Raw genomic sequence first — 25,763 nt, forward strand, 5'->3', positions numbered from 1 at the left:
CCTTTCCGTGCCGGCTCAATTCACAGATGAACAAAAACTTCAGTCGCTTTCGCCTGCGTAGCGTTGCCGCGGTGGTTGCCAGCGCGCTGGCCGCCACGGCAGCTTGGGCCGTCGAGCCTTTCACGGTGCGCGACATTCGCGTCGAAGGCTTGCAACGCGTCGAGGCCGGCACGATCTTCGCATCGCTGCCTTTGCGCGTGGGCGATACCTACAGCGACGAGCGCGGTTCCGCCGCCATTCGCGCGCTGTTCGACCTGGGGTTGTTCAAGGACGTTCGCATCGACGTGAACGGCAACGTGCTGGTGGTGATCGTCGAAGAGCGGCCCACCATTGCCGACGTCGATTTCGTCGGCGCCAAGGAATTCGACAAGGCAGCGCTGCAAAAGGCGCTGCGCGAAGTGGGCCTGGCCGATGGCCGCCCCTACGACAAGGCCCTGGCCGACCGCGCCGAGCAGGAGCTCAAGCGCCAGTACGTGAGCCGCAGCCTCTACAACGCGCAGGTCGTGACCACCGTCACGCCCATCGAGCGCAACCGCGTCAACCTGACCTTCACGGTCACCGAAGGCGAGTCGGCCCGCATCCGTGAAGTCCACGTGGTCGGCAACAAGGCCTTCAGCGAATCGACGCTGCTGAGCCTGTTCGACCAGGACAGCGGCGGCTACCTGAGCTGGTACACCAAGTCCAACCAGTATTCGCGCGCCAAGCTCAACGCCGACCTCGAAACGCTGCGCTCGTACTACATCACGCGCGGCTACCTCGAGTTCCGCATCGATTCGACGCAAGTCGCCATTTCGCCGGACCGCAAGGACCTGACGGTTACCGTCAACATCACCGAAGGCGAGAAGTTCGTGGTCGCGGGCGTCAAGCTCGACGGCAACTACCTCGGCCGCGACGACGAATTCAAGTCGCTGATCACCATCAAGCCGGGCGAGCCCTACAACGGCGAGCAGGTCACCGAGACCACCAAGGCCTTCAACGACTATTTCGGCACCTTCGGCTACGCGTTTGCTCGCGTGCAGGCGCGTCCCGAGATCGACCGCGTCAACAACCGCGTCACGCTCACGCTGCAGGCCGAGCCTGCGCGCCGCGTCTATGTGCGGCGTGTGGCCGTCGGCGGCAACAACAAGACGCGCGACGAAGTGATTCGCCGCGAGTTCCGCCAGTTCGAGGCCTCCTGGTACGACGGCGACAAGATCAAGCTGTCGCGCGATCGCGTGGACCGCCTTGGCTTCTTCACCGAAGTGAACGTCGAAACGCAAGAAGTGCCCGGCTCGCCCGACCAGGTGGATCTGACCGTCAACGTGGCTGAAAAGCCCACCGGCAGCCTGCAGCTCGGCGCCGGCTACTCGAGCGCTGAAAAGGTCGCGTTGACCTTCGGCATCTCGCAGGAAAACGTGTTCGGCTCGGGCAATTTCCTGGGCGTGCAGGTCAACACCAGCAAGTACAACCGTACGCTGTCGCTGACCACCACCGACCCGTATTTCACCAAGGACGGCATCTCGCGCACGATCAGCGTCTATCACACGACGACCCGGCCGTACTCGAGCACCATCGACGGTGACTACAAACTGGTCAACCAGGGCGCGTCCATCCGTTTCGGCGTGCCGTTCAGCGAAGTCGACACGGTCTTCTTCGGTGTCGGCCTCGAGCGCTATGCGTTCGATCCGAACAAGACGACGTCTTTCTCGGGGCTGTACACGCCGCCGTCCTATCTCAGCTACTTCAAGTGCACGAAGGACGCGAGCGGTTTCTTCGTGACGGGTTGCGACGAGAAGAGCGTGTGGGGTGTTCCGCTGACCATCGGCTGGGGCCGTGACAGCCGCGACAGCGCGCTCATCCCGACGACCGGACGCCTGCAGCGTGCCAACCTCGAGGTTGGCGTGGCCGGCGACATGAAATACCTGAAGACGAACTACCAGTACCAGCAGTTCTTCGCCATCAACAAGCAGTACACCTTCGCGATCAACGGCGAAGTCGGCTATGCGAAGGCGTTCGGCAACAAGGTCTTCCCGATCTTCAAGAACTTCTACGCCGGTGGCTTGGGCTCGATCCGCGGCTTCGAACAGAACTCGCTGGGCCCGCGCGACATCCCGCTCTACGGCCAGACCGAAGGCGCCGCACTCGGCGGCACCAAGAAGGCGATCTTCAACGCCGAACTCAGCACGCCGTTCCCGGGTGCCGGCAACGACCGTACGCTGCGCCTGTACAGCTTCTTCGACATCGGCAACGTGTTCGGGTCGCGTGCGCCAGGCCTTACGGATGCTCAATGGAAGGCCCAGAAAAAGCTGCGTGCTTCGGTCGGCCTCGGGATCAGCTGGATCTCGCCGCTCGGTCCGCTGCGCCTGGCTTATGCCTTCCCTGTCATGTCACAGAAGGAAGTGACGGATCCTGCCACGGGCTTCATCCTGATCCCGAAGGATAGAATTCAGCGCCTCCAATTCCAGATCGGAACGTCTTTCTAAATGAAGCAAATGATTCGCGCCGCAGCAGGCGCGTTCCTGGTCCCTGTTTTCCTGCTCGCTGCTGTGCCCGCACAGGCGCAGGAGACCTTTCGCATCGGTTTCGTGAACCCGGACCGCGTGCTGCGCGAGGCGCAGCCTGCCAAGGCTGCCCAGGCGAAGCTCGAAGCCGAATTCCTCAAGCGCGAAAAAGACCTGACCGGGCAGGGCGATGCGCTCAAAGCCGCCTCGGAAAAATTCGAGCGCGAGGCGCCGACCCTGTCTGAAAGCCAGCGTGTTTCGCGCCAGCGTGCGCTCGTCGACCAGGACCGCGATTTCCAGCGTAAGCGCCGCGAATTCCAGGAAGACCTGAATGCGCGCAAGAACGAAGAACTCCAGCAGGTCTACGAGCGCGCCAACCGCGTGGTGAAGCAGGTGGCCGAGACTGAAAAGTACGACGCCATCCTGCAGGAAGCGATCTACATCAATCCGAAGCACGACATCACCGACAAGGTGATCAAGGCGTTGAACGCGTCGGCCGGATCTTCTGCGCCTGCGGCCGGCAAGTAACGCCGCGAACCGGCGTGTCGCTGCAGCTCGGAGCCATCGTTGACGCCCTTGGGGGCGAGCTTCATGGAGACGCCACGCTGTCCATCGAGCGGCTTTCGCCGCTCCAGAATGCACAGCCCGATGCGCTCAGCTTCCTGAGCCACCCCAAGTACCAACAGGAACTGGCTGCCTCGAAGGCGGCCTGCGTGATCGTGTCGCCTGCCATGCGCGAGGCGGCCGCGGCGCGCGGGGCGTTCATTCTCACGCCCGATCCTTACTTCTACTTTGCGCGCCTGACGCAGCTCTGGAAGGCGCACCACGCGCGTCCGGACGCCGATCGCATCCATCCCAGCGCCGTCATTCATGCCGAAGCGCAAGTCGACGCCACGGCGCGCATCGGCGCGTTGTGCGTGGTGGAGCGGGGCGCTCGCATCGGCGCGGGCACCGTGCTGAAGTCACGCGTGACGGTCAGCGAAGACTGCGTCATCGGTGAGCGCTGCCTGTTGCATCCGGGCGTGGTCATCGGGGCCGACGGCTTCGGCCTGGCGCTGCACCAGGGGCAATGGGTCAAGATCGAGCAACTGGGTGCGGTGCGCATCGGCAACGACGTCGAAATCGGCGCCAACACCTGCATCGACCGCGGCGCGCTCGACGACACCGTGATCGAAGACGGCGTGAAGCTCGACAACCTGATCCAGATCGGCCACAACGTGCGCGTCGGCAAGAACACCGCCATGGCCGGCTGCGTCGGCGTGGCCGGTAGCGCCACCATCGGTGCCAACTGCACCTTCGGCGGCGGCGCCATCGTGCTGGGGCATTTGACCGTAGCCGACGGCGTGCACGTGTCTGCCGCCACCACGGTAACCCGTTCGATTCACAAGGCCGGGCAGTACACCGGCATGTTTCCCATCGATGACAATGCGAGCTGGGAAAAGAATGCGGCAACCCTCAAGCAGTTGCACAGCCTGCGCGAACGACTGAAGGCGCTGGAGAAAGCTCCCTCGAAAAAATGACGACGATGCAGGAACAGAACATCATGACGACGACGCTCGATATCCATCAAATTCTCAAGTTGCTGCCGCATCGCTACCCGTTCCTTCTGGTGGACCGGGTGCTCGACATGGAAAAGGGCAAGCGCATCACGGCACTGAAGAACGTGACGATGAACGAGCCTTTCTTCAACGGCCACTTTCCGCACCGTCCGGTCATGCCGGGCGTGCTGATGCTCGAAGCCATGGCCCAGGCGGCGGCGCTGCTGTCGTTTTATTCGCTCGACATCGTGCCGGACGACAACACCGTCTACTACTTCGCGGCGATCGACGGCGCGCGCTTCAAGCGCCCCGTGGAGCCGGGCGACCAACTCACGCTCGAGGTCGAGATCGAACGCATGAAAGCAGGCATCTCGAAGTTCAAGGGCCGCGCCCGCGTCGGCACTGAACTCGCCTGCGAAGCCACGCTGATGTGCGCCATGCGCCAGATCAGCTGATCCGGCCGCAGAAGCAGTCATTTACAAGGCATGACCCAGGTTCATTCGACAGCAATCGTCGACCCCAAGGCAGAACTCGACGCCTCGGTGTCGGTCGGGCCCTATACCGTGATCGGTCCGCATGTGCGGATCGGCGCGGGCACCACCATCGGCGCGCACTGCGTGATCGAGGGCCGTACCACCATCGGGCGCGACAACCGAATCTTCCAGTTCTCGTCGCTCGGCGCCGTGCCGCAGGACAAGAAGTACGCGGGTGAGCCGACCGAGTTGGTCATCGGCGACCGCAACCTCATTCGCGAGTTCTGCACCTTCAACCTCGGCGTGCCGGGTGCGGGCGGCGTGACGCGCGTGGGCCACGACAACTGGATCATGGCCTACACCCACATCGCGCACGACTGCCGTGTCGACAACCACACCACGCTGGCCAACCAGACCACGCTGGCTGGCCATGTGCACCTGGCCGACTGGGTCACCATCGGCGGGTTGACGGGCATTCACCAGTTCGTCTCGGTTGGCGCTCACGCCATGGTCGGCTTCGCCAGTGCGGTGTCGCAAGACGTACCGCCGTTCATGCTGGTCGATGGCAATCCGCTGGCGGTTCGCGGCTTCAACATCGTGGGCCTGCGCCGGCGGGATTTTTCGGCGCAGCGCCTGGCTGCCGTGAAGCAGATGCATCGCCTGCTGTATCGCCAGGGCAAGACGCTTGAAGAGGCGCGTGCCGGTATCGCGGCGTTGGCGACCGAAATGCCGGAAGCTGCCGAAGATGTCGCGCTGATGGAGTCTTTCATCGCCAGCTCGACGCGCGGTATTGCGCGTTGATGTGACCGCGATGCAGACGGACGCACAGCGACGCTTCGCGCTGGTCGCTGGCGAAGCCTCCGGCGACCTGCTCGCGGGGCTGCTGCTCGACGGCCTTCATGCCCGCTGGCCTGCACTGCAGACGGCAGGCATCGGCGGTCCGCGCATGCTGGCCCATGGTTTCCAGAGCTGGTGGCCGCAGGAAAAACTCGCCGTGCGCGGCTACATCGAGGTGCTGCGCCACTACGCCGAAATCGCCGGCATCCGACGCCAGCTCAAGGCCCGTCTGCTGCGCGAGTGGCCCGAGCTGTTCATTGGCGTCGATGCCCCCGATTTCAATCTCGACCTCGAAGCCGGATTGCGCAGCCGCGGCATGAAGACCGTGCATTTCGTCTGCCCGTCGATCTGGGCCTGGCGCGCTGACCGCATCGAGAAGATCCGGGCCGCGGCCGACCATGTGCTGTGCATCTTTCCGTTCGAGCCCGCGCTGCTGGAAGAGCAGGGCGTGGCGGCCAGCTATGTGGGCCATCCGCTGGCCAATGTGATTCCGATGACGCCCGACCGCGCCGGCGCGCGCGCCGCGCTGGGCCTGGCGCCCGATGCACAGGTCGTCGCGCTGCTACCCGGCAGCCGCCGTTCCGAGGTGCGCTACCTGGCGGCCCGTTTCTTCGCTGCCGCGGCGCTGATGCAGAAGGCGCGGCCCGCGCTCCAGTTTGTCGCGCCCATCCTGCCGGGACTGCGCGCGGAGGTCGAAGCGATGCTGCAGGCCAGCGGCATGACCGGCCGCGTGAAGCTGCTCGACGGCCAGTCGCATGCCGCGCTGGCCGCCTGCGATGTCACGCTGATCGCCAGCGGCACGGCCACGCTCGAAGCCGCGTTGTTCAAGCGGCCGATGGTCATTGCCTACAACATGAACGCGCTCTCGTGGCGGCTTATGCAGCGCAAGCAGTTGCAGCCCTGGGTCGGCCTGCCCAACATCTTGTGCCGCGAGTTCGTGGTGCCCGAATTGCTGCAGGAAGCCGCCTCGCCCGAAGCACTGGCCCAGGCCACGCTCGACTGGCTCGACGCGCCCGAAAAGACGCAGGCGCTGCAACAAAGATTTTCCGAGCTGCACGTGCAATTGCAGCGCGATACGCCGACACTTTGCGCCGATGCGATCCAGAAAGTTCTTGAAGGCTGAGCAGGCCCCGCTGGTGTGGGATGCGCCAGGCCTGCTTGCGGGCGTCGACGAAGCGGGGCGCGGCCCCCTGGCCGGCCCGGTGGTGGCCGCGGCCGTGATCCTCGACGACCTGCGGCCGATTCGCGGCCTCGCCGACTCCAAGACTCTCACGGCCAAGCAGCGCGAGCGCCTGCACGACCAGATTCTGGCCAAGGCACTGTGCTGCTCGATTGCTCACGCCACGGTCGAGGAAATCGACACCCACAACATCCTGCAGGCCACCATGCTCGCGATGCGCCGCGCGGTCGAAGGGCTGCGCCTGAAGCCGGCCAAGGTGCTGGTCGACGGCAATCGCCTGCCCACGCTCGACGTGCTGGCGGAGGCCATCGTCAAGGGCGACTCGCTGGTCAAGGCGATCTCCGCCGCGTCGATCCTGGCGAAGGTGCATCGCGACCGCCTGTGCGAGCAACTGCACACCGAATTCCCGCATTACGGCTTTGCCGGCCACAAGGGCTACGGCACGCCCGAGCACCTGGAGGCGCTGCGGCGCCACGGGGCCTGCGTGCACCACCGCAAGTCGTTCAGTCCGGTGGCCGCGGCGCTGGCCCGTACCGCCGCGGCTGCGAGCGTGGTGGTGCCCGTGGGGAGCGCGTCTGTCGCCATGGTCGTCGGTGCCTCCGAGCCAGTGCGCCTCGACCTGCGCGCCGCACCCTGAACCCCGAATGACATCCGAAGCCGGCGCCAGCCACATCAGCTCGCGCGACAACCCGCTGCTCAAGGACTTGCGCAAGCTGGCCCAGGACCCTGGCGCGTACCGCAAGCTGGGCCGCATTTGGCTCGAGGGAGACCACCTGTGCCGGGCTGCATTGGCGCGCGGCGTGAAGCCGGCCATTGCGGTGTTTTCCGAATCTTTCTGGCCGAATGCACACGTCGAATGGACGAACAGTGCTATCAAAACCGTAGTAGTCAGCGACGATCTGCTGCGTGGCGTGAGCGGGCTGGAATCGCCCGCGCCGATGGGTTTCGTGCTCGACGTGCCCGTTCGCCCCGAACTGTTGCCCGACGCGCCCAGCGTGGTGCTCGACCGCCTGCAGGACGCCGGCAATGCTGGCTCCATCCTGCGCAGCGCCGCTGCTTTCGGTTTCACCCAGGTGATCGCGCTCAAGGGCACGGCCGCGCTGTGGGCGCCGAAGGTGCTGCGCGCCGGCATGGGCGCTCATTTCGGCCTGCGGCTCATCGAAGGTGTGGAGGCTGACCTGCTTGACGGCCTGAAGGTGCCACTCGTTGCGACCAGCTCGCACCACGGCGAATGGCTGCACAAGGCGCGTTTGCCCTACCCCTGTGCCTGGCTCATGGGGCACGAAGGGCAGGGCGTTTCGCCGGCCCTGGAAGCCCGCGCTACGCACCAGATCCGCATTGCCCAGCCCGGCGGCGAGGAGTCGCTCAACGTGGCTGCCGCGGCTGCCATCTGCCTGCATGCGAGCGGCGCAGCCCTTCAGTCCGAATAGGGCCGCAGTCCGAGCTACAATCGGGGGCTTACTCGCAATAGCGTCGCCCGGCCGCCTTTAACGCCAAAATCCCCTTAAGCAGCAGTCCGCAGGCAACGCGCCTGGGGCTCCGGGCGACCGTAACCATCCGGAGAACCCAGTGCTTTTGTCTCTCAAGGGAAGTTTCCCGCCCGCCATCCTGGCGCTCGCAGACGGCACGGTCTTTCAAGGCAATTCGATCGGAGCCGCCGGCTCCACGACCGGTGAAGTGGTGTTCAACACCGCCATGACCGGTTACCAGGAAATCCTCACCGACCCGAGCTACTGCCAGCAGATCGTCACCCTGACGTATCCGCACATCGGCAACTACGGCGTCAACGGGGAAGACATCGAAGCCGACAAGATCCATGCCGCGGGCCTGATCATCAAGGACCTGCCCCTCGTCGCCTCCAACTTCCGCAAGACCGCCACGCTGAGCGAATACCTCGTGGCCGGCAAGACGGTGGCCATCGCCAACATCGACACCCGCAAGCTCACGCGCCACCTGCGAACCCACGGCGCGCAGAACGGCTGCATCCTGGGCCTGGCCGAAGGCGAAGCCATCACCCAGGCGCTGATCGACAAGGCCATTGCCGCCGCCAAGGCCGCGCCCAGCATGGCCGGCCTCGACCTCGCCAAGGTGGTGTCGGTCACCGAAACCTACGAATGGACCGAAACCGAGTGGAAGCTCGGCGCGGGCTACGGCGTGCAGATCACGCCCAAGTTCCACGTTGTCGCGTTCGACTACGGCGTCAAGAAGAACATCCTGCGCATGATCGCGCAGCGCGGCGCGCGCATCACCGTGGTGCCGGCGCAAACGCCCGCGGCCGACGTGCTCAAGCTCAGGCCCGACGGCATCTTCCTGGCCAACGGCCCCGGTGACCCGGAGCCGTGCGACTACGCCATCAGCGCCGTCAAGGAACTGATCGAAACCGGCATTCCCACCTTCGGCATCTGCCTTGGCCACCAGATCATGGCGCTGGCCTCGGGCGCGAAAACCTTCAAGATGAAGTTCGGCCACCATGGCGCGAACCACCCGGTGAAGGACCTCGACAACGGCCGCGTGAGCATCACCAGCCAGAACCATGGCTTCGCGGTCGACGAGAAGTCCCTGCCGGCCAACCTGCGCCCCACCCACATCAGCCTGTTCGACAACACACTGCAAGGGCTGGCGCGCACCGACAAGCCCGCGTTCTGCTTCCAGGGCCACCCTGAAGCCTCGCCGGGTCCGCATGACATCGGTTACCTGTTCGATCGCTTCATTGCCTTGATGGCCAAGAAGGGCTGAACGTGTCCATCCGCCGCCGACAGCTCGCAACGCTTGCATGTCTTGTGCTGATCGCGTCGTATCCGGCCTTCGTGCTCGGGTACACGGGAGCGCATGTCGTGCAGTCGGAGTTGCCGGGCGGCAAGAATGGTCCCCTGGACGCGTACCGTCACACGCTGGCCAGTGCCGTGGTCGCCTACACGCTGAGCCCGGTCGCCGTCTATTGGACGACACGCGTCATGGAGTCCGGTGACAAGGACGCGAACCGGATGGACCGGCACAACAACCGCATCGGCGCGGCAATCGGAGCGCAAGCTGTCCGCTTCGACGAGATCGAGCCGAGCGTCCTGGCGCATGTCCTGCAAGGAAGCGTCGGTGCGAACGATTCACAGATGACAACCTGGCTGCCCGCGTCCGACTGGCGCGCCGCCAGATTTTGGTAAGACTAAAAATGCCCAAGCGCTCAGACCTCAAATCCATCCTCATCATCGGCGCCGGCCCGATCATCATCGGCCAGGCCTGCGAGTTCGACTACTCCGGCGTGCAGGCCTGCAAGGCGCTGCGCGAAGAGGGCTACAAGGTCATCCTGATCAACAGCAACCCCGCGACGATCATGACCGACCCGGCCACGGCCGACGTGACCTACATCGAGCCCATCACCTGGCAGACGGTCGAGAAGATCATCGCCAAGGAACGTCCCGATGCGATCCTGCCGACCATGGGCGGCCAGACCGCGCTGAACTGCGCGCTGGACCTCTGGCGCAACGGCGTGCTCGACAAGTACACGGGTGCGGCCACCAACAAGCCGGTCGAGCTGATCGGCGCCACGCCCGAAGCCATCGACAAGGCCGAAGACCGCCTGAAGTTCAAGGACGCGATGACCAAGATCGGCCTTGGCTCGGCCCGCTCGGGCATCGCCCACACCATGGACGAAGCCTGGGCCGTGCAGAAGACGCTCGGCTTCCCGACCGTGATCCGCCCCAGCTTCACGCTCGGCGGCACGGGCGGCGGCATCGCCTACAACCCCGACGAATTCGAGACCATCTGCAAGCGCGGCATCGAGGCCTCGCCCACCAACGAGCTGCTGATCGAAGAATCGCTGCTCGGCTGGAAAGAGTACGAGATGGAAGTCGTGCGCGACAAGGCGGACAACTGCATCATCGTCTGCTCGATCGAAAACCTCGACCCGATGGGCGTGCACACCGGCGACTCGATCACCGTGGCACCCGCGCAAACGCTCTCCGACAAGGAATACCAGATCCTGCGCAATGCCTCGCTGGCCGTGCTGCGCGAGATCGGCGTGGACACCGGTGGCTCGAACGTGCAGTTCTCCATCAACCCGAAGGACGGCCGCATGGTCGTCATCGAGATGAATCCGCGCGTGTCGCGTTCGTCGGCGCTGGCCTCCAAGGCCACGGGCTTCCCGATCGCGAGGGTTGCGGCCAAGCTGGCCGTGGGCTACACGCTCGACGAGCTGCGCAACGAAATCACCGGTGGCGCCACGCCCGCGTCGTTCGAACCATCGATCGACTACGTGGTCACCAAGATCCCGCGTTTCGCGTTCGAGAAATTCCCGCAGGCCGACTCGCGCCTGACGACACAGATGAAGTCGGTGGGTGAAGTGATGGCCATGGGCCGCACCTTCCAGGAGTCGTTCCAGAAGGCCCTGCGCGGCCTTGAAGTGGGCGTCGACGGCCTGAACGAAAAGACGCAAGACCGCGAAGTGCTCGAAAAGGAACTGGGCGAGCCCGGCCCCGAGCGCATCTGGTACGTGGGCGATGCCTTCGCCATGGGCCTGAGCGTCGACGAAGTGTTCGCGCTGACCAAGATCGACCCGTGGTTCCTGGTGCAGATCGAAGAGATCGTGAAGATCGAGCTCGAGCTGGAAACCAAGTCGCTGGGCGACATCGACAAGGACACGTTGCTCGCGCTGAAGAAGAAGGGCTTTTCCGACCGCCGCCTCGCGCGCCAGCTGAAGACCACCGACACCGCGATCCGCGAGAAGCGCCGCGCCCTGGGCGTGCGCCCGGTCTACAAGCGCGTCGACACCTGCGCGGCCGAGTTCGCGACCAACACGGCCTACATGTACTCGACCTATGAAGACGAGTGCGAAGCCGACCCGACGGACAAGAAGAAGATCATGGTGCTCGGTGGCGGGCCGAACCGCATCGGCCAGGGCATCGAGTTCGACTACTGCTGCGTGCACGCCGCGCTCGCCATGCGCGAAGACGGCTACGAGACCATCATGGTCAACTGCAACCCCGAGACCGTGTCGACCGACTACGACACCTCCGACCGCCTGTACTTCGAGCCGCTGACGCTCGAAGACGTGCTCGAGATCGTCGACAAGGAAAAGCCGCTCGGCGTGATCGTGCAGTACGGCGGCCAGACGCCCTTGAAGCTCGCGCTCGACCTCGAAGCCAACGGCGTGCCGATCATCGGTACCTCGCCCGACATGATCGACGCGGCCGAAGACCGCGAGCGCTTCCAGAAGCTGCTGCACGAGCTGGGCCTGCGCCAGCCGCCGAATGCCACCGCGCGCACCGAACCCGAGGCGCTCGAAAAGGCCGCGGCACTGGGCTATCCGCTGGTGGTTCGCCCGAGCTACGTGCTCGGCGGCCGCGCGATGGAAATCGTGCACGAACAGCGCGACCTGGAGCGCTACATGCGCGAAGCGGTCAAGGTGAGCAACGACTCGCCGGTGCTGCTCGACCGCTTCCTGAACGACGCGGTGGAATGCGACGTCGACTGCATCCGCGACGCCGAAGGCGGCACGCTGATCGGCGGCGTGATGGAACACATCGAACAGGCCGGCGTGCACTCGGGCGACTCTGCCTGCTCGCTGCCGCCTTACAGCCTGAACGCCGACACCATCGCCGAACTGAAGCGCCAGAGCGCCGCCATGGCCAAGGCGCTGAACGTGGTCGGCCTGATGAACGTGCAGTTCGCGATCCAGCAAAAAGATGGCAAGGACGTCATCTACGTGCTCGAAGTGAACCCGCGTGCATCGCGCACCGTGCCTTACGTGAGCAAGGCCACCGGCATCCAGCTCGCCAAGGTGGCGGCACGCTGCATGGCGGGCCAGTCGCTGGCGTCGCAGGGCATCACCAAGGAAGTCACGCCGCCGTACTTCAGCGTGAAGGAGGCCGTGTTCCCGTTCGTCAAGTTCCCGGGCGTGGACACCATCCTCGGCCCCGAGATGAAGTCGACCGGCGAAGTGATGGGCGTGGGCAAGACCTTCGGCGAAGCCTTCGTGAAGTCGCAATTGGGCGCAGGCACGCTGCTGCCGAAATCGGGCAAGGTCTTCATCTCGGTGAAGAACAACGACAAGGCGCGTGCCGTGGAAGTGGCGCGCGGCCTGGTGAAGCTGGGCTTCGTGCTGACCGCGACCAAGGGCACCGCCGCCGCGATCAGCGCAGCGGGCATCGAGTGCGCGACGGTCAACAAGGTGACCGAAGGCCGCCCGCACATCGTGGACATGATCAAGAACAACGAGATTGCCTTGGTCATCAACACGGTGGAAGAGCGCCGCAACGCCATCACCGATTCGCGGCAGATCCGCACCTCGGCGCTGCTGGCCCGCGTGACCACCTTCACCACGATCTTCGGCGCCGAAGCCGCGGTCGAGGGCATGGGCTTCATGGACGAGCTGGGCGTGATCTCGGTGCAGGAGATGCACGCGCAGCTGGCCGCAGCCTGAGCGCCGTCGCCATGGAAACCCAGCTCGTCGAACTGGACCTGAACGACTGGAACGCGGCCACGCCCAACGAGGCGTGGATCGCGGAACTGGAAGCAGGCAAGGTGCTGTACTTTCCGCGCCTGGGCTTCGAGCTGCTGCCCGAAGAGCGCAGCCTGCTCACCCCCAGCCTGCTGTCGCCCGACGTGCGCAACATCAGCCTCGATGCCAGTGGCAAGCTCAAGGGCGCCGTGGGTGACGAAGCGGTGCAGCGCACAGCGGCTGCGATGGTGGGGCGGTTTCGTGCGCAGGCGCAGCAGCTCATTCATGGGCTGCTGCCGCACTACACGCCGGCGCTGCGCCTCGCGCCCACGAGCTACCGGCCCGCGCAGGTCGAGACGCGCGTTCAGTCGTGGCGTGCCGACGACCGCCGGCTGCACGTCGATGCGTTCCCGTCGCGGCCCAACTACGGCGAGCGCATCCTGCGGGTGTTCACCAACGTCAACCCCGAAGGCGCACCGCGCGTGTGGCGCGTGGGCGAGCCTTTCGAAGACATCGCCAAGCGCTTCCTGCCGCGCGCCAAGCCCTATGTGCGCTGGCAGGCAAAGCTGTTGCAGGCGCTGCACGTGACCAAGTCGTTCCGCAGCGAGTACGACCACCTGATGCTGCAGCTGCACGACGGCATGAAGTCGGACATGGGCTACCAGGAAAGCTCGCCACAGGAAACGGCCAAGTTCCCGCCGGGCTCGGTGTGGGTGTGCTTCTCCGACCAGACCTCGCACGCCGTGATGGCGGGCCAGTACATGCTGGAGCAGACCCTTCATCTGGCCGCGTCGAAGCAATACAATCCAGATTCGAGCCCGCTCGCCATCCTGAGCCGGCTGACCGGACGCAATCTCGTCTGATCTTGTCCCCCCATCGACCGCCGAACGGCATCGTTCGGCGGTTTCGCTTTATGGAGAACCAAACATGGCCACCATTCCAATTACCAAGCGCGGTGCCGAAAAACTGCGCGCCGAGTTGCACAAGCTCAAGACCGTGGAGCGTCCCTGGGTCATCAACGCGATTTCCGAAGCGCGCGCCCAGGGCGACCTGAGCGAGAACGCCGAGTACGAGGTCGCGAAGGACCGCCAGGGCTTCATCGAAGGCCGTATCCAGGAAGTCGAAGGCAAGCTGTCGGCCGCGCAGATCATCGATCCGAGCGAGCTCGATGCCGGCGGCAAGGTGGTTTTCGGCTCTACCGTCGAGCTTGAGGAAGAAGAGAGCGGCGAAGCGGTGAAGTACCAGATCGTGGGCGAAGACGAAGCCGACCTGAAGCTGGGCCTCATCAACATTTCCAGCCCGATCGCGCGCGCGCTCATCGGCAAGGAAGAGGGCGATACAGCTGAAGTGCAGGCGCCGGGCGGCCTGAAGCGCTACGAGATCGTGGCTGTTCGCTACATCTGATCGCCCAGCCCATTGAGTGAACCATCGATGAAAGACCGCGTTGCGCTGATGCTCGCTGCCTTCTGGTGGGGCAGTCTCTCCACGGTCGGCTTTCTCGTGGTGCCGATGCTGTTCGCCAAACTAGGCAACCCGTCGGTGGCCGGCAATTTTGCTGGCCAGCTGTTCGAGGCGCAAAGCTGGATTGCCATCGCTTGCGGGCTGATCTTGCTGATCCACTTTCGCGCCAAGGCCGACGAGCGAATGGATGGCCCCGCGCTGACGGCCATCTTCCTGATCCTGGGGGCGCTGCTGATGGCACTGCTTCAGCAATACGCCGTGGCCCCGCGCATCATGGCGCGGGAAAACCTCAAGCTGTGGCACCCGGTGGGCACCGGCATGTACTTCGTGCAATGGATTTGCACAGGTGTGCTGCTGTGGCGGATGGGCGCTGCCCGCACGCCGCGCTGAGCGGCACTAAACAGCACCAGGCGGCGCTGATGGCGGTCTTTCGCCGCCATCCACTCATTCTTTCCAGAATCGCGCGACCCAGCTCGCGGGCCGGATGTAGCGGAAGGCGCGGTTGCGCCGTCCCGCGAGCGCATCGGGCGGATTGCATTCGCCATGAAAAATCATGATGCGCGCGTCCGCGGGGACGAAAGGCTCTTCCCAGTAGTTGGTCGGCCAGGTCGGAATGCCGTGGTACTTGAAGCTCGGGCACCAGGCCTCGGGCCAGTAGGCCAGCTTGCCCTGCTTGTGGAGCATGTCCGACAGGTAGGCCTGCTCGTTGCGGTACTTGGCCTGGACCTTGTCGAGGTTGGCCCGCAGATAGGCCAGGATGTCGGCATGGGCGCCCAGCTCGAAGCGGTAGACCGACGAATTGCCGGTGATCCGCTCGCGCCGCCAGGGGCGGGGGTAGTCGCGAATGATCAGGAACTCGCCGGGCTGCTCGAAGAAGGCGTCCAAGCTGCCCACGACGACCACATCGACGTCCAGGAACAGGGCGGTGCCCCGCAGGCCGTGCAGGTCCTTCTCGAAGGTCGTGAGCTTCTTCCAGCCGCCGTCGCGCTGGCCCGGGGCCAGTTGCAGGTTGAGCTGCGGTATGGGCAGGCACGTCACTTCGGGGCGGATGCCGCTGGCGTCGTCCGTCAGGCACACGAACTTGAAGTCGCCGCTGAGGTTGCGGCGTACCATCGCGTAGAGGCGGTTGACGTACTCGGGGCCGTATTTCGTGCCCCACTTCATGCAGAGGATATGGCGCTGGGCGCCTTGCGCTGGCGCCAAGTTCAGTCCGCCTGGTTGCGCTTCTTGGCCGAGAGTGGCCGCTTGGCCTTGGCGCGCTTGATGGTGCCGCCAGGGGTGAGGCGCTGGTTGCCGAGCACACGCAGGGTCTTGATTTCGGGGCGCTGGCCGCCGCGCTTGCTGTACTTCAGGACCTTGACGTCGCGCGGGCCGGGCATGCGGTCTTCATCGATCACACGCTCTTTTTCGGGCTTCGGGCGCCAGAGCACCAGCAGCTTGCCGATGTGCTGGATGGGGGCTGCGTCGAGCTCGTCGGCCAGCGTCTGCAGCATGGCGTCGCGGGCAAGGCGGTCGTCGGAGAACACGCGCACCTTGATCAGGCCGTGGGCCTTGAGGGCCGCGTCGGCCTCTTTTTTTACGGCAGGGGTGAGCCCGTCTCCACCGACCATGACGATCGGATCCAGGTGGTGAGCTTCGGCGCGGTGCACCTTGCGCTCGGCAGGGGTAAGTTGAATGGCGGGCATCCCCGTATTATCGACGCGTATACGAAGACACCTATGAGCACCAAAGCCAAAAGCAAAAAAGTCAATAAAGCGTGGCTTCATGACCATATCAACGACCCCTACGTGAAACTTGCCACGCGGGAGGGTTATCGGGCGCGCGCCGCCTACAAACTCAAGGAAATCGATGAGTCGCTGGGGCTCGTCAAGCCGGGCCAGCTGGTGGTGGACCTCGGTTCCACCCCGGGGGCCTGGAGCCAGTACCTGCGCCGCCGCATGTCGCCCGACGGCGCCGCGGTGGGCACGCTGAACGGCACCATCGTGGCGCTCGACCTCCTGGCGATGGAGCCCATCGAAGGGGTGACCTTCCTGCAGGGCGATTTCCGGGAAGACGCGCTGCTGCAACAGCTGCTGGGGGTGCTGGCCGGCCGCAAGGCGGACCTGGTCGTCTCGGACATGGCGCCCAACCTGTCGGGCATCCATTCGGCCGATGCGGCCCGGGTGGAACACCTGATCGAGCTTGCAATCGACTTCGCCCAGAACCACATGAAGCCCGAGGGGGCGCTGGTGGCCAAGGTTTTCCATGGCAGCGGGTATGACGATCTTGTAAAGATGTTCAAGGCCAATTTCCGTACCGTGAAGCCCTTCAAACCCAAGGCTTCGCGCGATAAATCGTCCGAGACCTTCCTTGTCGGGATGGGTTTGAAGGCCTCGGATACGCCTTGATACCTTGCCGGAAGGCGTGCGTACAGGGCGCAAACCCCTGTCAGCCTATGGCTGCTTTAGGGAAATGCCCGCTTTTCGTAGCTTGAAAAGCCTAAAATGGGGCGCAATTGCGTATCCACAGCGCAGATTTCATATTCTCGTCACGCGCTTTAGCCTGGAGCTTCGTTTGAACAATCAGTGGTTTTCCAAAGTTGCCGTCTGGCTCGTCATTGCGATGGTGTTGTTCACTGTGTTCAAGCAGTTCGACACCCGCGGCGGAGTCGGCTCGGGAGCAGTCAGCTACTCGGAGTTCCTGGACCAGGTCCGGAACAATCAGATCAAGAGCGCCGTCATTCCTGAAGGCGCCGGCGGCGGCGAAATCATCGCCGTCACCAACGACGATCGCAAGATCCGCACGACCGCCACGGTGCTCGACCGCGGCCTCGTGGGCGACCTGATCGACCACAACGTCAAGTTCGACGTCAAGCCGCGTGAAGAGGGCTCGCTCCTCATGACGCTGCTGGTCAGCTGGGGCCCGATGCTGCTGCTGATCGGCGTCTGGATCTACTTCATGCGCCAGATGCAGGGCGGCGGTAAGGGCGGGGCGTTCAGCTTCGGCAAGAGCAAGGCCCGCATGATGGACGAGAACAACAACACGGTCACTTTCGCCGACGTCGCGGGCTGCGACGAGGCAAAAGAAGAAGTCCGTGAAGTCGTCGACTTCCTGAAAGACCCGCAACGCTTCCAGAAGCTCGGCGGCCGCATTCCGCGCGGCCTGCTGCTGGTCGGCCCTCCGGGCACCGGCAAGACCTTGCTGGCCAAGTCGATCGCCGGCGAAGCCAAGGTTCCTTTCTTCTCGATCTCGGGTTCCGACTTCGTTGAGATGTTCGTCGGCGTGGGCGCTGCCCGTGTCCGCGACATGTTCGAGAACGCCAAGAAGAACGCACCCTGCATCATCTTCATCGACGAAATCGATGCGGTGGGTCGCCAGCGTGGCGCCGGCCTCGGCGGCGGTAACGACGAGCGCGAACAAACCCTCAACCAGATGCTGGTCGAGATGGACGGCTTCGAAACCAACCTCGGCGTGATCGTGGTGGCTGCCACCAACCGCCCCGACATTCTTGACGCCGCGCTGCTGCGCCCCGGCCGTTTCGACCGCCAGGTGTATGTCACGCTGCCCGATATCCGCGGCCGCGAACAGATCCTCGGTGTGCACATGCGCAAGGTTCCGCTGGGCCAGGACGTCAACCCGAGCGTCATCGCCCGCGGCACGCCCGGCATGTCCGGCGCCGACCTGGCCAACCTGTGCAACGAAGCTGCCTTGATGGCCGCGCGCCGCAATGCGCGCGTGGTCGAGATGCAGGACTTCGAGAAGGCCAAGGACAAGATCTTCATGGGCCCCGAGCGCAAGAGCATGGTCATGCCCGAGGAAGAGCGCCGCAACACGGCCTACCACGAGTCCGGCCACGCCCTCATCGGCAAGCTGCTGCCCAAGTGCGATCCGGTCCACAAGGTCACCATCATTCCGCGTGGCCGCGCCCTCGGCGTGACCATGAGCCTGCCGGCGCAAGACCGCTACAGCTACGACCGCGAGTACATGCTCAACCAGATCAGCATGCTGTTCGGTGGCCGTATTGCTGAAGAAGTGTTCATGCACCAGATGACCACCGGCGCCAGCAACGACTTCGAGCGCGCGACCTCCATCGCCCGCGACATGGTCACGCGCTACGGCATGACCGACGCGCTGGGCCCGATGGTCTACGCCGAGAACGAAGGCGAAGTGTTCCTGGGCCGCTCGGTCACCAAGACCACGAACATGAGCGAACAGACCATGGAAAAGGTCGACGGCGAAGTGCGCCGCATCATCGACGAGCAGTACGCCCTGGCGCGCCGCCTGATCGAAGAGAACAGCGACAAGATGCACGCGATGGCGAAGGCGCTGCTCGAGTGGGAAACCATCGACAGCGAACAGCTGGACGACATCATGGCCGGCCGCGCACCGCGTCCGCCCAAGGACTGGACGCCGCGCACCCCTCCTTCGGGCAGCGGTGGCAGTGGCGGCACGCCGGCCGTCAATACCGACCCGGCGCCGACCGCCGCTTGAGGTGGGCTTGATAGCAAGCAACAACGGGGCCTCTGGCCCCGTTTTTCATGGTGCGCCGCATGAGGTGCCGAAGGGCGCCGCCGCGGTCTGGCAGACCGCGCGCTTCGCGATCGACCTTGCGCAACCGCGCGTGATGGGCATCGTCAACGTCACGCCCGATTCCTTTTCCGATGGCGGCGCGCATGCGTCTACCAGTACCGCGCTGAAGCACTGCGAGCAGTTGCTGAAAGAGGGGGCGGACATTCTCGACATCGGCGGCGAATCGACCCGCCCCGGCAGCCCGGCCGTCCCGCTCGATGCCGAGCTGGCGCGTGTGCTGCCCGTGGTGCGCGAGGCCGTGAAGCTGAACGTGCCGCTGTCCATCGACACCTACAAGCCCGAGGTCATGCGCGCAGTGCTCGACCTGGGCGCGGACATCGTCAACGACATCTGGGCGCTGCGCCAGCCGGGCGCACTCGAGGCCGTTGCCGCGCACCCTTCGTGCGGCATCTGCCTGATGCACATGCACCGCGATCCGCAGACCATGCAGGCCACGCCCATGGACGGCGACGTGATCCCCGAGGTGCTCGCGTTCTGGGCCGAACAGGTTGCGCGGCTTGGCGCCTTGCAGATCCATCCTTCGCGCATCACGCTCGACCCGGGCGTCGGCTTCGGCAAGACGGTGGCGCAGAATTTCGCCCTGCTGGGTCGGCAGCGCGAGCTCCTTGCTGCCGGCTACCCGTTGCTGCTGGGCTGGTCGCGCAAGTCGTCGATTGGCGCGGTCACCGGTATCGATACCGCGGGCGAACGCATCGTGCCCAGCGTGGCTGCCGCGGTGCTGGCCGTCGACCGTGGCGCGGCCGTGGTGCGCGTGCATGACGTGCGCGACACGGTGGCCGCCCTTGCCGTATGGCGCGCCATGAAGGCGACGGAAGAACAACCACAACAAAGAAAAGAGGAAACCACATGACCCGTAAATATTTCGGCACCGACGGCATCCGCGGAACGGTCGGCCAGGCACCCATCACCCCCGACTTCGTGCTGCGCCTCGCGCACGCCGTGGGCCGCGTGCTCAAGAAGACCCAGTCGCGCCCCACGGTGCTGATCGGCAAGGACACCCGCATTTCGGGCTACATGCTCGAATCGGCACTCGAATCGGGCTTCAACTCGGCGGGAGTCGACGTGGTGTTGCTGGGCCCGCTGCCCACGCCCGGCGTGGCGTACCTCACGCGTGCCCAGCGTGCGAGCCTCGGCGTGGTGATCAGCGCCAGCCACAACGCCTTTCCCGACAACGGCATCAAGTTCTTCAGCGCGCAGGGCACCAAGCTCGACGACGCCTGGGAGCTGGCCGTCGAAGCCGCGCTCGAAGAGGCGCCGGTGTGGGCCGCCTCCGCCGACCTCGGCAAGGCGCGCCGCCTGAACGACGCGCCAGGCCGCTACATCGAGTTCTGCAAGAGCACCTTCGCCAATGACCTGACGCTGCGCGACATGAAGCTGGTGGTCGATGCGGCGCACGGCGCGGCCTACCAGGTGGCGCCCAACGTGTTCCACGAACTGGGCGCCGAAGTGACCAGCATCGGCTGCGCCCCCGACGGGCTCAACATCAACAAGGGCTTCGGCGCGACGCATCCCGAGGCGCTGGTTGCCGCGGTGACGGCGCAGAAGGCCGACTACGGCATCGCACTCGACGGCGACGCCGACCGCCTGCAACTGGTCGACGCCAGCGGGCGCCTGTTCAATGGCGACGAACTGCTCTACCTGATGGTGGCCGAACGCATCGCGCGCGGCGAAAAGCCGGCGGGCGTGGTCGGCACGCTCATGACCAACAAGGCCGTTGAAGTGGCTTTGCGCGGACAGGGCATCGAATTCGTGCGCGCCAAGGTGGGCGACCGCTATGTGCTCGAAGAACTCGACAAGCGCGGCTGGCTGCTCGGCGGCGAAGGCTCGGGGCACTTGCTCGCGCTCGACCGCCACACGACGGGCGACGGCATCGTGAGCGCGCTGCAGGTGCTGCAGGCTTGCGTGCGCAGCGGCAAGACGGTGGCGCAGCTGCTCGACGGCGTCACGCTGTTTCCGCAGACACTGATCAACGTGCGTCTCGCGCCCGGCCAGGACTGGAAGGCCAACAAGGCGCTGGCCAGCGAAACGGAGCGTATCGAGGCTGAGCTCGGCGATGCGGGCCGCGTGCTGATCCGTGCGAGTGGCACTGAGCCGCTGGTGCGGGTGATGGTCGAGGCGCGCGATGCGGAGCAATCCAGGTCGTGTGCAAAGCGCCTCGCGGCTACGCTGGAACTGGCGCAATGAGCATTGAAACCCTGGTTGCGAATTACCGCGACGGCGCGCACGCCGCGGCCGTTGTCGACCTGCTCGATGCCTACGCGAGCGATCCTGCCGGTGGCGGCACGCCGCTCGAACCGGCCGTGCGCCAAGGGCTGCCTGCGGCGCTGGCGGCGCGCCCGCAGGCCTTCAGCGTGCTGGCTTTCGATGGCGACACGCCCGTGGGCCTGATCAACTGCATCGAAGGCTTCTCGACCTTTGCCTGCCAGCCGCTGGTGAATGTGCATGACGTGGTCGTGCTGCCCAGCCATCGCGGCCAGCGCGTGGCGCAGAAGATGTTCGCGCAGGTGGAGCAGGAGGCGCGCAAGCGCGGTGCCTGCAAGCTCACGCTCGAAGTGCTGTCGGGCAATGCGCCGGCGTTGCGTACCTACGAGCGCGAGGGGTTCAAGAGCTATCAGCTCGACCCGGCCTTTGGGCACGCGGTCTTCCTGCAGAAGAAGCTCTGAAAAAGAAAAAGGGCCGAGGCGAATTGATCGCCGTCGGCCCTCACCCCAACCCTCTCCCGGAGGGAGAGGGGGCAAGACGAATCAGAAGCGCGTGACAGGCATGTCGGCTTCGGTCTTGTTGGCCGAGTACTTGCCCAGCTCCCACTTGGCGATGGCGTTGCGGTGCACTTCGTCCGGACCGTCCGCAAAGCGCAGGGTGCGCGCGCCGGCGTAGGCGTAGGCGAGCGGGAAGTCGTCGCACATGCCGCCGCCGCCGTGGACCTGCATGGCCCAGTCGATCACCTGGCAGGCCATGCTCGGCGCTACCACCTTGATCATGGCGATTTCGTTCTTGGCGACCTTGTTGCCGGCCACGTCCATCAGCCATGCGGCCTTGAGCGTGAGCAGGCGTGCCATGTCGATCTTGCAGCGTGCTTCAGCAATGCGTTCCTGCGTCACGGTCTGCGAGGCGACGGTCTTGCCGAAGGCCACGCGCGACGAGGCACGCTTGCACATCAGCTCGAGCGCGCGCTCGGCCAGGCCGATCAGGCGCATGCAGTGGTGAATGCGTCCCGGACCAAGGCGGCCCTGGGCGATCTCGAAGCCACGGCCTTCGCCGAGCAGGATGTTGCCGACCGGCACGCGCACGTTCTCGAAATACATCTCGACGTGGCCGTGCGGCGCATCGTCGTAGCCCATCACGTTCAGCGGACGCACGATGCGAATGCCCTTGGCATCGGCCGGCACCACCACCATGCTCTGCTGCGAGTGGCGGGGCGCATCGGGGTCGCTCTTGCCCATGGTGATGAAGACCGCGCAGCGCGGATCGGCCGCACCCGAAATCCACCACTTGTGGCCATTGATGACGTACTCGTCGCCCTGGCGTTCGATGCGCGTGGAGATGTTGGTGGCGTCGCTCGACGCGACGTCGGGCTCGGTCATGGCAAAGGCCGAGCGGATCTGGCCTTCGAGCAGCGGCTTGAGCCAGCGTGCCTTGATTTCTTCCGAGCCGTAGCGCGCGATGGTTTCCATGTTGCCGGTGTCGGGCGCCGAGCAGTTGAAGGCCTCGCTCGCCCATGGCACCGCACCCATGATCTCGGCCAGCGGCGCGTATTCCTGGTTGGTCAGGCCGGCGCCGGCGTAGCCGGAGGCCGAGGCGCTGTCGACCGGCAGGAACAGGTTCCACAGGCCCTGGGCCTTGGCCTTTTCCTTGACCTTCTCGACCGTCTTCAGTGCGGTCCAGCGCTTGCCCGCGGCCGTGTTGGCGGCCAGCTCGGCGCTGTACTCGGCCTCGGCCGGGTAGATGTTTTCATCCATGAACGCCTTGACGCGCTTCTGCAGATCTTTGGTTTTGGCCGAGTATTCGAAATCCATCTTCGTCTCCTGGTGGGTGTAGGGGGCTGGTTACTGAGTAACCTTCGCCTTGGGCTGCGGTATTCGCCTTGGGGCGGCCCAGCGGCTCATGCCTTTTGGGCAAACTGCCAGGCCATTTCGGCCATCGGACGCGCGCCACGGCCGGAGGCCACGGCTTGTTCGCTCGATGCGGTGCCGGCCTCGACCCGCTTGGCAATGCCTTGCAGGATCGCTGCCATGCGAAACAGGTTGTAGGCCTGGTAGAAATTCCAGTCGGGCGCCAGCGCCTCGGGCGTGGTGAGGCCGGTGCGCTCGCAGTACTTGCGGATGTACTCGCTCTCGGTCGGAATGCCGAGGCTCTTGTGATCGAGGCCGCCGATGCCGCGGAAGGTTTCGCCGGAGATGTGCCACGACATGCAGTGGTAGCTGAAGTCGGCCAGCGGGTGGCCGAGCGTCGACAGCTCCCAGTCGAGCACGGCAATGGCGCGCGGCTCGGTGGCATGGAACATCAGGTTGTCCAGGCGGAAGTCGCCGTGCACGATCGACACCAGTTTCTCGTCGCGCGCGCTGGCCGGCATGTGCGCGGGCAGCCATTCCATCAGCCTGTCCATCTCGGGGATGGGCTGGGTGATGGAGGCGACGTACTGCTTGCTCCAGCGGCCGATCTGGCGCTCGAAGTAGTTGCCGGGCTTGCCGTAGTCGGCCAGGCCGCGCTCGGCGAACTTCACCGTGTGCAGGGCTGAGATGACGCGGTTCATTTCGTCGTAGATGGCGGTGCGCTCGGCATTGCTCATGCCGGGCAGCGACTGGTCCCAGAGCACGCGGCCCTGCATGAACTCCATCACGTAGAAGGCGCGGCCGATGACGGCCTCGTCTTCGCACAGGCAATGCATGCGCGGCACCGGCACGTCGGTGCCCTGCAGGCCGCTCATGACCTTGAATTCGCGCTCGACCGCATGGGCCGAGGGCAGCAGCTTGGCGACTGGCCCCGGCTTGGCACGCATCACGTAGCTTTGCGAGGGCGTGACGAGCTTGTAGGTCGGGTTCGACTGCCCGCCCTTGAACATCTCGACCGTCAGCGGGCCCTTGAAGCCATCGAGGTTCTTTTCGAGCCAGGCTGCGAGCGCATCGACGTCGAAAGCGTGCTGTTGCGAAACGGCGCGGGTGCCGATGAAGTTGGAAAAGTCCTGGCTCATTTCAGTTTTCTAGCTTTCTGCTTCCGACACGCGCATCAACGCCGCGCGATCCAGAACGACAAGGCCGCCCGGCTCGATCCGGATCGTGCCCTCGCGCTCCATGGTCTTGAGTTCCTGGTTGACCCGCTGGCGCGAAGCGCCGAGCAGCTGCGCGAGCTCTTCCTGCGCCAGCTGCAGGCCGATGCGCATCTGGCTGCCGTCGTCCAGGTTGGGCACGCCGTAGCTGCGCACCAGGTGAATCAGCTGCTTGGCCAGTCGCGCCCGCAGGGGCAGGGTATTGAGGTCTTCCACCAGCCCGAACAACGTGCGGATGCGGCGCGCCTGCAGCCGCATGAGCGCTTCGTACAGCTCCACGTGCGTGGCCAGGATCTTCTGGAAATCGGCACGCGCCACGCACAGGATGGTGCTGTCGCCATGCGAGTAGGTGTCGTGCGTGCGCCGGTCCCCGTCGAACATCGCCACGTCGCCGAACCAGATGCCCGGCTCCACGTAGGTCAGCGTCACCTGCTTGCCCGAGACGGCCGTCGAGCTCACGCGGACCGCGCCCTTGGCACAGGCAATCCAGTGGTCGGGCGGGTCGCCGCGGGCAGCGATCAGGTCGCCGTCCTTGTAGCGTTTGACGAAAGCACATCGGAGGATGTCGTGCCGTAGCGATGGAGATAAGGAAGAAAACCAGCGACCACTGTTGATCGCTTCACGTTCTTCGATAGTAAGAATGGGGTCGTCCATTGGTCTGTCCTCTCGGCGACTGAAAAGCTGATGGGTGTCACGGGAGCGACGCCGTGAGGCGTTACTCGTACTGCGGCGGTGTCTTGTCGAGGAACGCGGCAATGCCGATGCCCGCGTTCGCGTGGTGCAGGTTGCGCACGAAGTGGTCGCGCTCCTGCGAGAGCTGCGAAGCCAGCGTGGCGCCACGCGCCTCGCTCAGCAGTTCCTTGATGCTGGCCAGCGAATTCGGCGCGCGGGCGTTGAGTTTGGTGGCCAGCGCCAGTGCGCCCGCCAGCGCCTGGCCGTTTTCGGTCAGCTCGTTCACCAGCCCGAGGGCATGCAGGCGCGGCGCGCCGATGCGCTCGCCGTTCATGAGCCATTCGCTGGCCAACTGGCGCGGCAGCTGTTGGCCCAGGTGCCAGCTCAGGCCGCCGTCGGGCGACAGCGCCACGTTGCTGTACGAGGCCGCAAAGACCGCGTCGCGCGCGGCCACCACGAAGTCGCAGGCCAGCGCAAGCGAAAAGCCCGCGCCCGCCGCCGCGCCTTCGACCGCCGCGATGATCGGCTTGGGGAAGGTGCGGATCGAGTCGATCCAGTTGTGCAGGCCCTCGATGCTCTCGGCCTGCACCGAGCGGTCGAGCTGGCGGTTGGCCAGCAGGCGCTGCAGCGAGCCGCCGGCGCAGAACCATGCGCCTTCGCCCACGATGACGACGCTGCGGATCTCACTGCTGCCTTCGGCGCCGTTGAGCGCCTCGATGCCCGCGGCGTAGATCTCGGGGCCCAGCGCATTGCGCTGGGTGGGATTGGCGATGGTCAGCACCATGGTGCTGCCTTCGCTGGTGCTCTTGAGTTCGGCGGTCATCGCTGTGTCGCGTTTCCAGTCGGTCGGTTGG

General features: G+C 65.1%; 25 protein-coding genes. 19 read left to right on the forward strand and 6 right to left on the reverse strand.

From position 1 onward, the window contains the following. Positions 1–26: 26 nt before the first annotated feature. The 14 genes from bamA to DBV14_RS23290 all read left to right on the forward strand — a co-directional run bounded on the left by bamA (position 27) and on the right by DBV14_RS23290 (position 14,792). Complete coding sequence (gene bamA / locus DBV14_RS23225; RefSeq protein WP_124462521.1) at positions 27–2,462, forward strand: outer membrane protein assembly factor BamA; 2,436 nt, start codon at positions 27–29, stop codon at positions 2,460–2,462. Beyond that, entirely contained in the window at positions 2,463–3,008 is a 546-nt protein-coding gene (locus DBV14_RS23230; protein ID WP_124462523.1) for an OmpH family outer membrane protein, read from the forward strand. A gap of 14 nt (positions 3,009–3,022) precedes the next feature. Continuing rightward, positions 3,023–4,000, forward strand: coding sequence for a UDP-3-O-(3-hydroxymyristoyl)glucosamine N-acyltransferase (gene lpxD, locus DBV14_RS23235; protein WP_124462525.1), 978 nt, complete (start codon positions 3,023–3,025; stop codon positions 3,998–4,000). 23 nt (positions 4,001–4,023) lie between these two features. Continuing rightward, the gene (gene fabZ, locus DBV14_RS23240) at positions 4,024–4,473 is read left to right on the forward strand and encodes a 3-hydroxyacyl-ACP dehydratase FabZ (protein WP_124462526.1); all 450 of its coding nucleotides are present in this window, start codon (positions 4,024–4,026) and stop codon (positions 4,471–4,473) included. 30 nt (positions 4,474–4,503) lie between these two features. Continuing rightward, the gene (gene lpxA / locus DBV14_RS23245) at positions 4,504–5,292 is read left to right on the forward strand and encodes an acyl-ACP--UDP-N-acetylglucosamine O-acyltransferase (RefSeq protein ID WP_124462528.1); all 789 of its coding nucleotides are present in this window, start codon (positions 4,504–4,506) and stop codon (positions 5,290–5,292) included. 10 nt (positions 5,293–5,302) lie between these two features. Then, complete coding sequence (lpxB, locus tag DBV14_RS23250) at positions 5,303–6,451, forward strand: lipid-A-disaccharide synthase (protein ID WP_124462530.1); 1,149 nt, start codon at positions 5,303–5,305, stop codon at positions 6,449–6,451. Beyond that, positions 6,423–7,145 (forward strand): ribonuclease HII, encoded by a 723-nt coding sequence (gene rnhB / locus DBV14_RS23255; protein ID WP_124462532.1) that lies wholly within the window; start codon positions 6,423–6,425, stop codon positions 7,143–7,145. The genes lpxB and rnhB overlap by 29 nt, the downstream gene beginning before the upstream one ends. A gap of 7 nt (positions 7,146–7,152) precedes the next feature. Beyond that, positions 7,153–7,938: an RNA methyltransferase gene (locus DBV14_RS23260; RefSeq protein WP_124462534.1), complete on the forward strand. Its 786-nt coding sequence runs from the start codon at positions 7,153–7,155 to the stop codon at positions 7,936–7,938. Positions 7,939–8,077: 139 nt separating this feature from the next. Continuing rightward, on the forward strand, positions 8,078–9,244 hold the full coding sequence (carA, locus tag DBV14_RS23265; protein ID WP_124462536.1) for a glutamine-hydrolyzing carbamoyl-phosphate synthase small subunit: 1,167 nt from the start codon (positions 8,078–8,080) through the stop codon (positions 9,242–9,244). Positions 9,245–9,246: 2 nt separating this feature from the next. Further along, the gene (locus DBV14_RS23270; protein ID WP_124462537.1) at positions 9,247–9,666 is read left to right on the forward strand and encodes a hypothetical protein; all 420 of its coding nucleotides are present in this window, start codon (positions 9,247–9,249) and stop codon (positions 9,664–9,666) included. 8 nt (positions 9,667–9,674) lie between these two features. Continuing rightward, positions 9,675–12,923 (forward strand): carbamoyl-phosphate synthase large subunit, encoded by a 3,249-nt coding sequence (carB, locus tag DBV14_RS23275; protein ID WP_124462538.1) that lies wholly within the window; start codon positions 9,675–9,677, stop codon positions 12,921–12,923. Between the two features lie 11 nt (positions 12,924–12,934). Beyond that, positions 12,935–13,804, forward strand: coding sequence for a Kdo hydroxylase family protein (locus DBV14_RS23280; protein WP_124462539.1), 870 nt, complete (start codon positions 12,935–12,937; stop codon positions 13,802–13,804). A gap of 64 nt (positions 13,805–13,868) precedes the next feature. After that, the gene (greA, locus tag DBV14_RS23285) at positions 13,869–14,345 is read left to right on the forward strand and encodes a transcription elongation factor GreA (RefSeq protein ID WP_124462540.1); all 477 of its coding nucleotides are present in this window, start codon (positions 13,869–13,871) and stop codon (positions 14,343–14,345) included. Positions 14,346–14,372: 27 nt separating this feature from the next. Beyond that, entirely contained in the window at positions 14,373–14,792 is a 420-nt protein-coding gene (locus DBV14_RS23290) for a DUF4149 domain-containing protein (RefSeq protein WP_124462541.1), read from the forward strand. A 54-nt stretch (positions 14,793–14,846) separates the two neighbouring features. Here the strand turns inward: DBV14_RS23290 and DBV14_RS23295 are convergent, their stop codons facing one another. Then, complete coding sequence (locus tag DBV14_RS23295) at positions 14,847–15,566, reverse strand: glycosyltransferase (RefSeq protein WP_260397197.1); 720 nt, start codon at positions 15,564–15,566, stop codon at positions 14,847–14,849. Positions 15,567–15,607: 41 nt separating this feature from the next. Further along, positions 15,608–16,087 carry a YhbY family RNA-binding protein gene (locus DBV14_RS23300; RefSeq protein WP_124462545.1) on the reverse strand — a complete coding sequence of 160 codons (480 nt, stop codon included), beginning with the start codon at positions 16,085–16,087 and terminating at the stop codon, positions 15,608–15,610. Positions 16,088–16,120: 33 nt separating this feature from the next. Between DBV14_RS23300 and DBV14_RS23305 the strand changes: the two genes are divergently transcribed. The 5 genes from DBV14_RS23305 (at position 16,121) to DBV14_RS23325 (ending at position 21,634) form a co-directional block, all read left to right on the forward strand. Continuing rightward, complete coding sequence (locus tag DBV14_RS23305) at positions 16,121–16,789, forward strand: RlmE family RNA methyltransferase (protein ID WP_124462547.1); 669 nt, start codon at positions 16,121–16,123, stop codon at positions 16,787–16,789. 166 nt (positions 16,790–16,955) lie between these two features. Further along, the gene (gene ftsH / locus DBV14_RS23310; RefSeq protein ID WP_124462549.1) at positions 16,956–18,872 is read left to right on the forward strand and encodes an ATP-dependent zinc metalloprotease FtsH; all 1,917 of its coding nucleotides are present in this window, start codon (positions 16,956–16,958) and stop codon (positions 18,870–18,872) included. A gap of 133 nt (positions 18,873–19,005) precedes the next feature. Continuing rightward, positions 19,006–19,821, forward strand: coding sequence for a dihydropteroate synthase (gene folP / locus DBV14_RS23315; protein WP_124462590.1), 816 nt, complete (start codon positions 19,006–19,008; stop codon positions 19,819–19,821). Continuing rightward, a complete protein-coding gene (gene glmM / locus DBV14_RS23320; protein WP_124462551.1) occupies positions 19,818–21,155 on the forward strand; it encodes a phosphoglucosamine mutase in 1,338 nt (445 codons plus the stop codon). Before folP ends, glmM begins: the two co-directional genes overlap by 4 nt. Continuing rightward, entirely contained in the window at positions 21,152–21,634 is a 483-nt protein-coding gene (locus DBV14_RS23325) for a GNAT family N-acetyltransferase (protein ID WP_124462553.1), read from the forward strand. The genes glmM and DBV14_RS23325 overlap by 4 nt, the downstream gene beginning before the upstream one ends. An 81-nt stretch (positions 21,635–21,715) precedes the next feature. Here the strand turns inward: DBV14_RS23325 and DBV14_RS23330 are convergent, their stop codons facing one another. The 4 genes from DBV14_RS23330 to DBV14_RS23345 all read right to left on the reverse strand — a co-directional run bounded on the left by DBV14_RS23330 (position 21,716) and on the right by DBV14_RS23345 (position 25,732). Beyond that, positions 21,716–22,987 (reverse strand): acyl-CoA dehydrogenase family protein, encoded by a 1,272-nt coding sequence (locus tag DBV14_RS23330; RefSeq protein ID WP_124462555.1) that lies wholly within the window; start codon positions 22,985–22,987, stop codon positions 21,716–21,718. A gap of 86 nt (positions 22,988–23,073) precedes the next feature. After that, positions 23,074–24,162, reverse strand: a complete 1,089-nt coding sequence (locus tag DBV14_RS23335; protein ID WP_124462557.1) for a phosphotransferase — start codon at positions 24,160–24,162, stop codon at positions 23,074–23,076. 9 nt (positions 24,163–24,171) lie between these two features. After that, complete coding sequence (locus DBV14_RS23340; protein WP_124462559.1) at positions 24,172–24,891, reverse strand: Crp/Fnr family transcriptional regulator; 720 nt, start codon at positions 24,889–24,891, stop codon at positions 24,172–24,174. Between the two features lie 61 nt (positions 24,892–24,952). Further along, positions 24,953–25,732, reverse strand: coding sequence for an oxepin-CoA hydrolase, alternative type (locus tag DBV14_RS23345; RefSeq protein ID WP_124462561.1), 780 nt, complete (start codon positions 25,730–25,732; stop codon positions 24,953–24,955). Positions 25,733–25,763 lie beyond the last annotated feature (31 nt).

The sequence above is a fragment of the Variovorax sp. KBW07 genome (assembly GCF_003852515.1).
Lineage (GTDB): Bacteria > Pseudomonadota > Gammaproteobacteria > Burkholderiales > Burkholderiaceae_C > Variovorax.

What these genes read in the sequence shown, in the direction of transcription:
- bamA (WP_124462521.1), top strand. Translation starts at nt 27, where the DNA reads ATGAACAAAAACTTCAGTCGCTTTCGCCTGCGTAGCGTTGCCGCGGTG.
- DBV14_RS23230 (WP_124462523.1), top strand. Translation starts at nt 2,463, where the DNA reads ATGAAGCAAATGATTCGCGCCGCAGCAGGCGCGTTCCTGGTCCCTGTT.
- fabZ (WP_124462526.1), top strand. Translation starts at nt 4,024, where the DNA reads ATGACGACGACGCTCGATATCCATCAAATTCTCAAGTTGCTGCCGCAT.
- lpxA (WP_124462528.1), top strand. Translation starts at nt 4,504, where the DNA reads ATGACCCAGGTTCATTCGACAGCAATCGTCGACCCCAAGGCAGAACTC.
- lpxB (WP_124462530.1), top strand. Translation starts at nt 5,303, where the DNA reads ATGCAGACGGACGCACAGCGACGCTTCGCGCTGGTCGCTGGCGAAGCC.
- rnhB (WP_124462532.1), top strand. Translation starts at nt 6,423, where the DNA reads ATGCGATCCAGAAAGTTCTTGAAGGCTGAGCAGGCCCCGCTGGTGTGG.
- DBV14_RS23260 (WP_124462534.1), top strand. Translation starts at nt 7,153, where the DNA reads ATGACATCCGAAGCCGGCGCCAGCCACATCAGCTCGCGCGACAACCCG.
- carB (WP_124462538.1), top strand. Translation starts at nt 9,675, where the DNA reads ATGCCCAAGCGCTCAGACCTCAAATCCATCCTCATCATCGGCGCCGGC.
- DBV14_RS23280 (WP_124462539.1), top strand. Translation starts at nt 12,935, where the DNA reads ATGGAAACCCAGCTCGTCGAACTGGACCTGAACGACTGGAACGCGGCC.
- greA (WP_124462540.1), top strand. Translation starts at nt 13,869, where the DNA reads ATGGCCACCATTCCAATTACCAAGCGCGGTGCCGAAAAACTGCGCGCC.
- DBV14_RS23290 (WP_124462541.1), top strand. Translation starts at nt 14,373, where the DNA reads ATGAAAGACCGCGTTGCGCTGATGCTCGCTGCCTTCTGGTGGGGCAGT.
- DBV14_RS23295 (WP_260397197.1), bottom strand. Translation starts at nt 15,566, where the DNA reads ATGAAGTGGGGCACGAAATACGGCCCCGAGTACGTCAACCGCCTCTAC.
- DBV14_RS23300 (WP_124462545.1), bottom strand. Translation starts at nt 16,087, where the DNA reads ATGCCCGCCATTCAACTTACCCCTGCCGAGCGCAAGGTGCACCGCGCC.
- DBV14_RS23305 (WP_124462547.1), top strand. Translation starts at nt 16,121, where the DNA reads ATGAGCACCAAAGCCAAAAGCAAAAAAGTCAATAAAGCGTGGCTTCAT.
- folP (WP_124462590.1), top strand. Translation starts at nt 19,006, where the DNA reads ATGGGCATCGTCAACGTCACGCCCGATTCCTTTTCCGATGGCGGCGCG.
- glmM (WP_124462551.1), top strand. Translation starts at nt 19,818, where the DNA reads ATGACCCGTAAATATTTCGGCACCGACGGCATCCGCGGAACGGTCGGC.
- DBV14_RS23325 (WP_124462553.1), top strand. Translation starts at nt 21,152, where the DNA reads ATGAGCATTGAAACCCTGGTTGCGAATTACCGCGACGGCGCGCACGCC.
- DBV14_RS23330 (WP_124462555.1), bottom strand. Translation starts at nt 22,987, where the DNA reads ATGGATTTCGAATACTCGGCCAAAACCAAAGATCTGCAGAAGCGCGTC.
- DBV14_RS23335 (WP_124462557.1), bottom strand. Translation starts at nt 24,162, where the DNA reads ATGAGCCAGGACTTTTCCAACTTCATCGGCACCCGCGCCGTTTCGCAA.
- DBV14_RS23340 (WP_124462559.1), bottom strand. Translation starts at nt 24,891, where the DNA reads ATGGACGACCCCATTCTTACTATCGAAGAACGTGAAGCGATCAACAGT.
- DBV14_RS23345 (WP_124462561.1), bottom strand. Translation starts at nt 25,732, where the DNA reads ATGACCGCCGAACTCAAGAGCACCAGCGAAGGCAGCACCATGGTGCTG.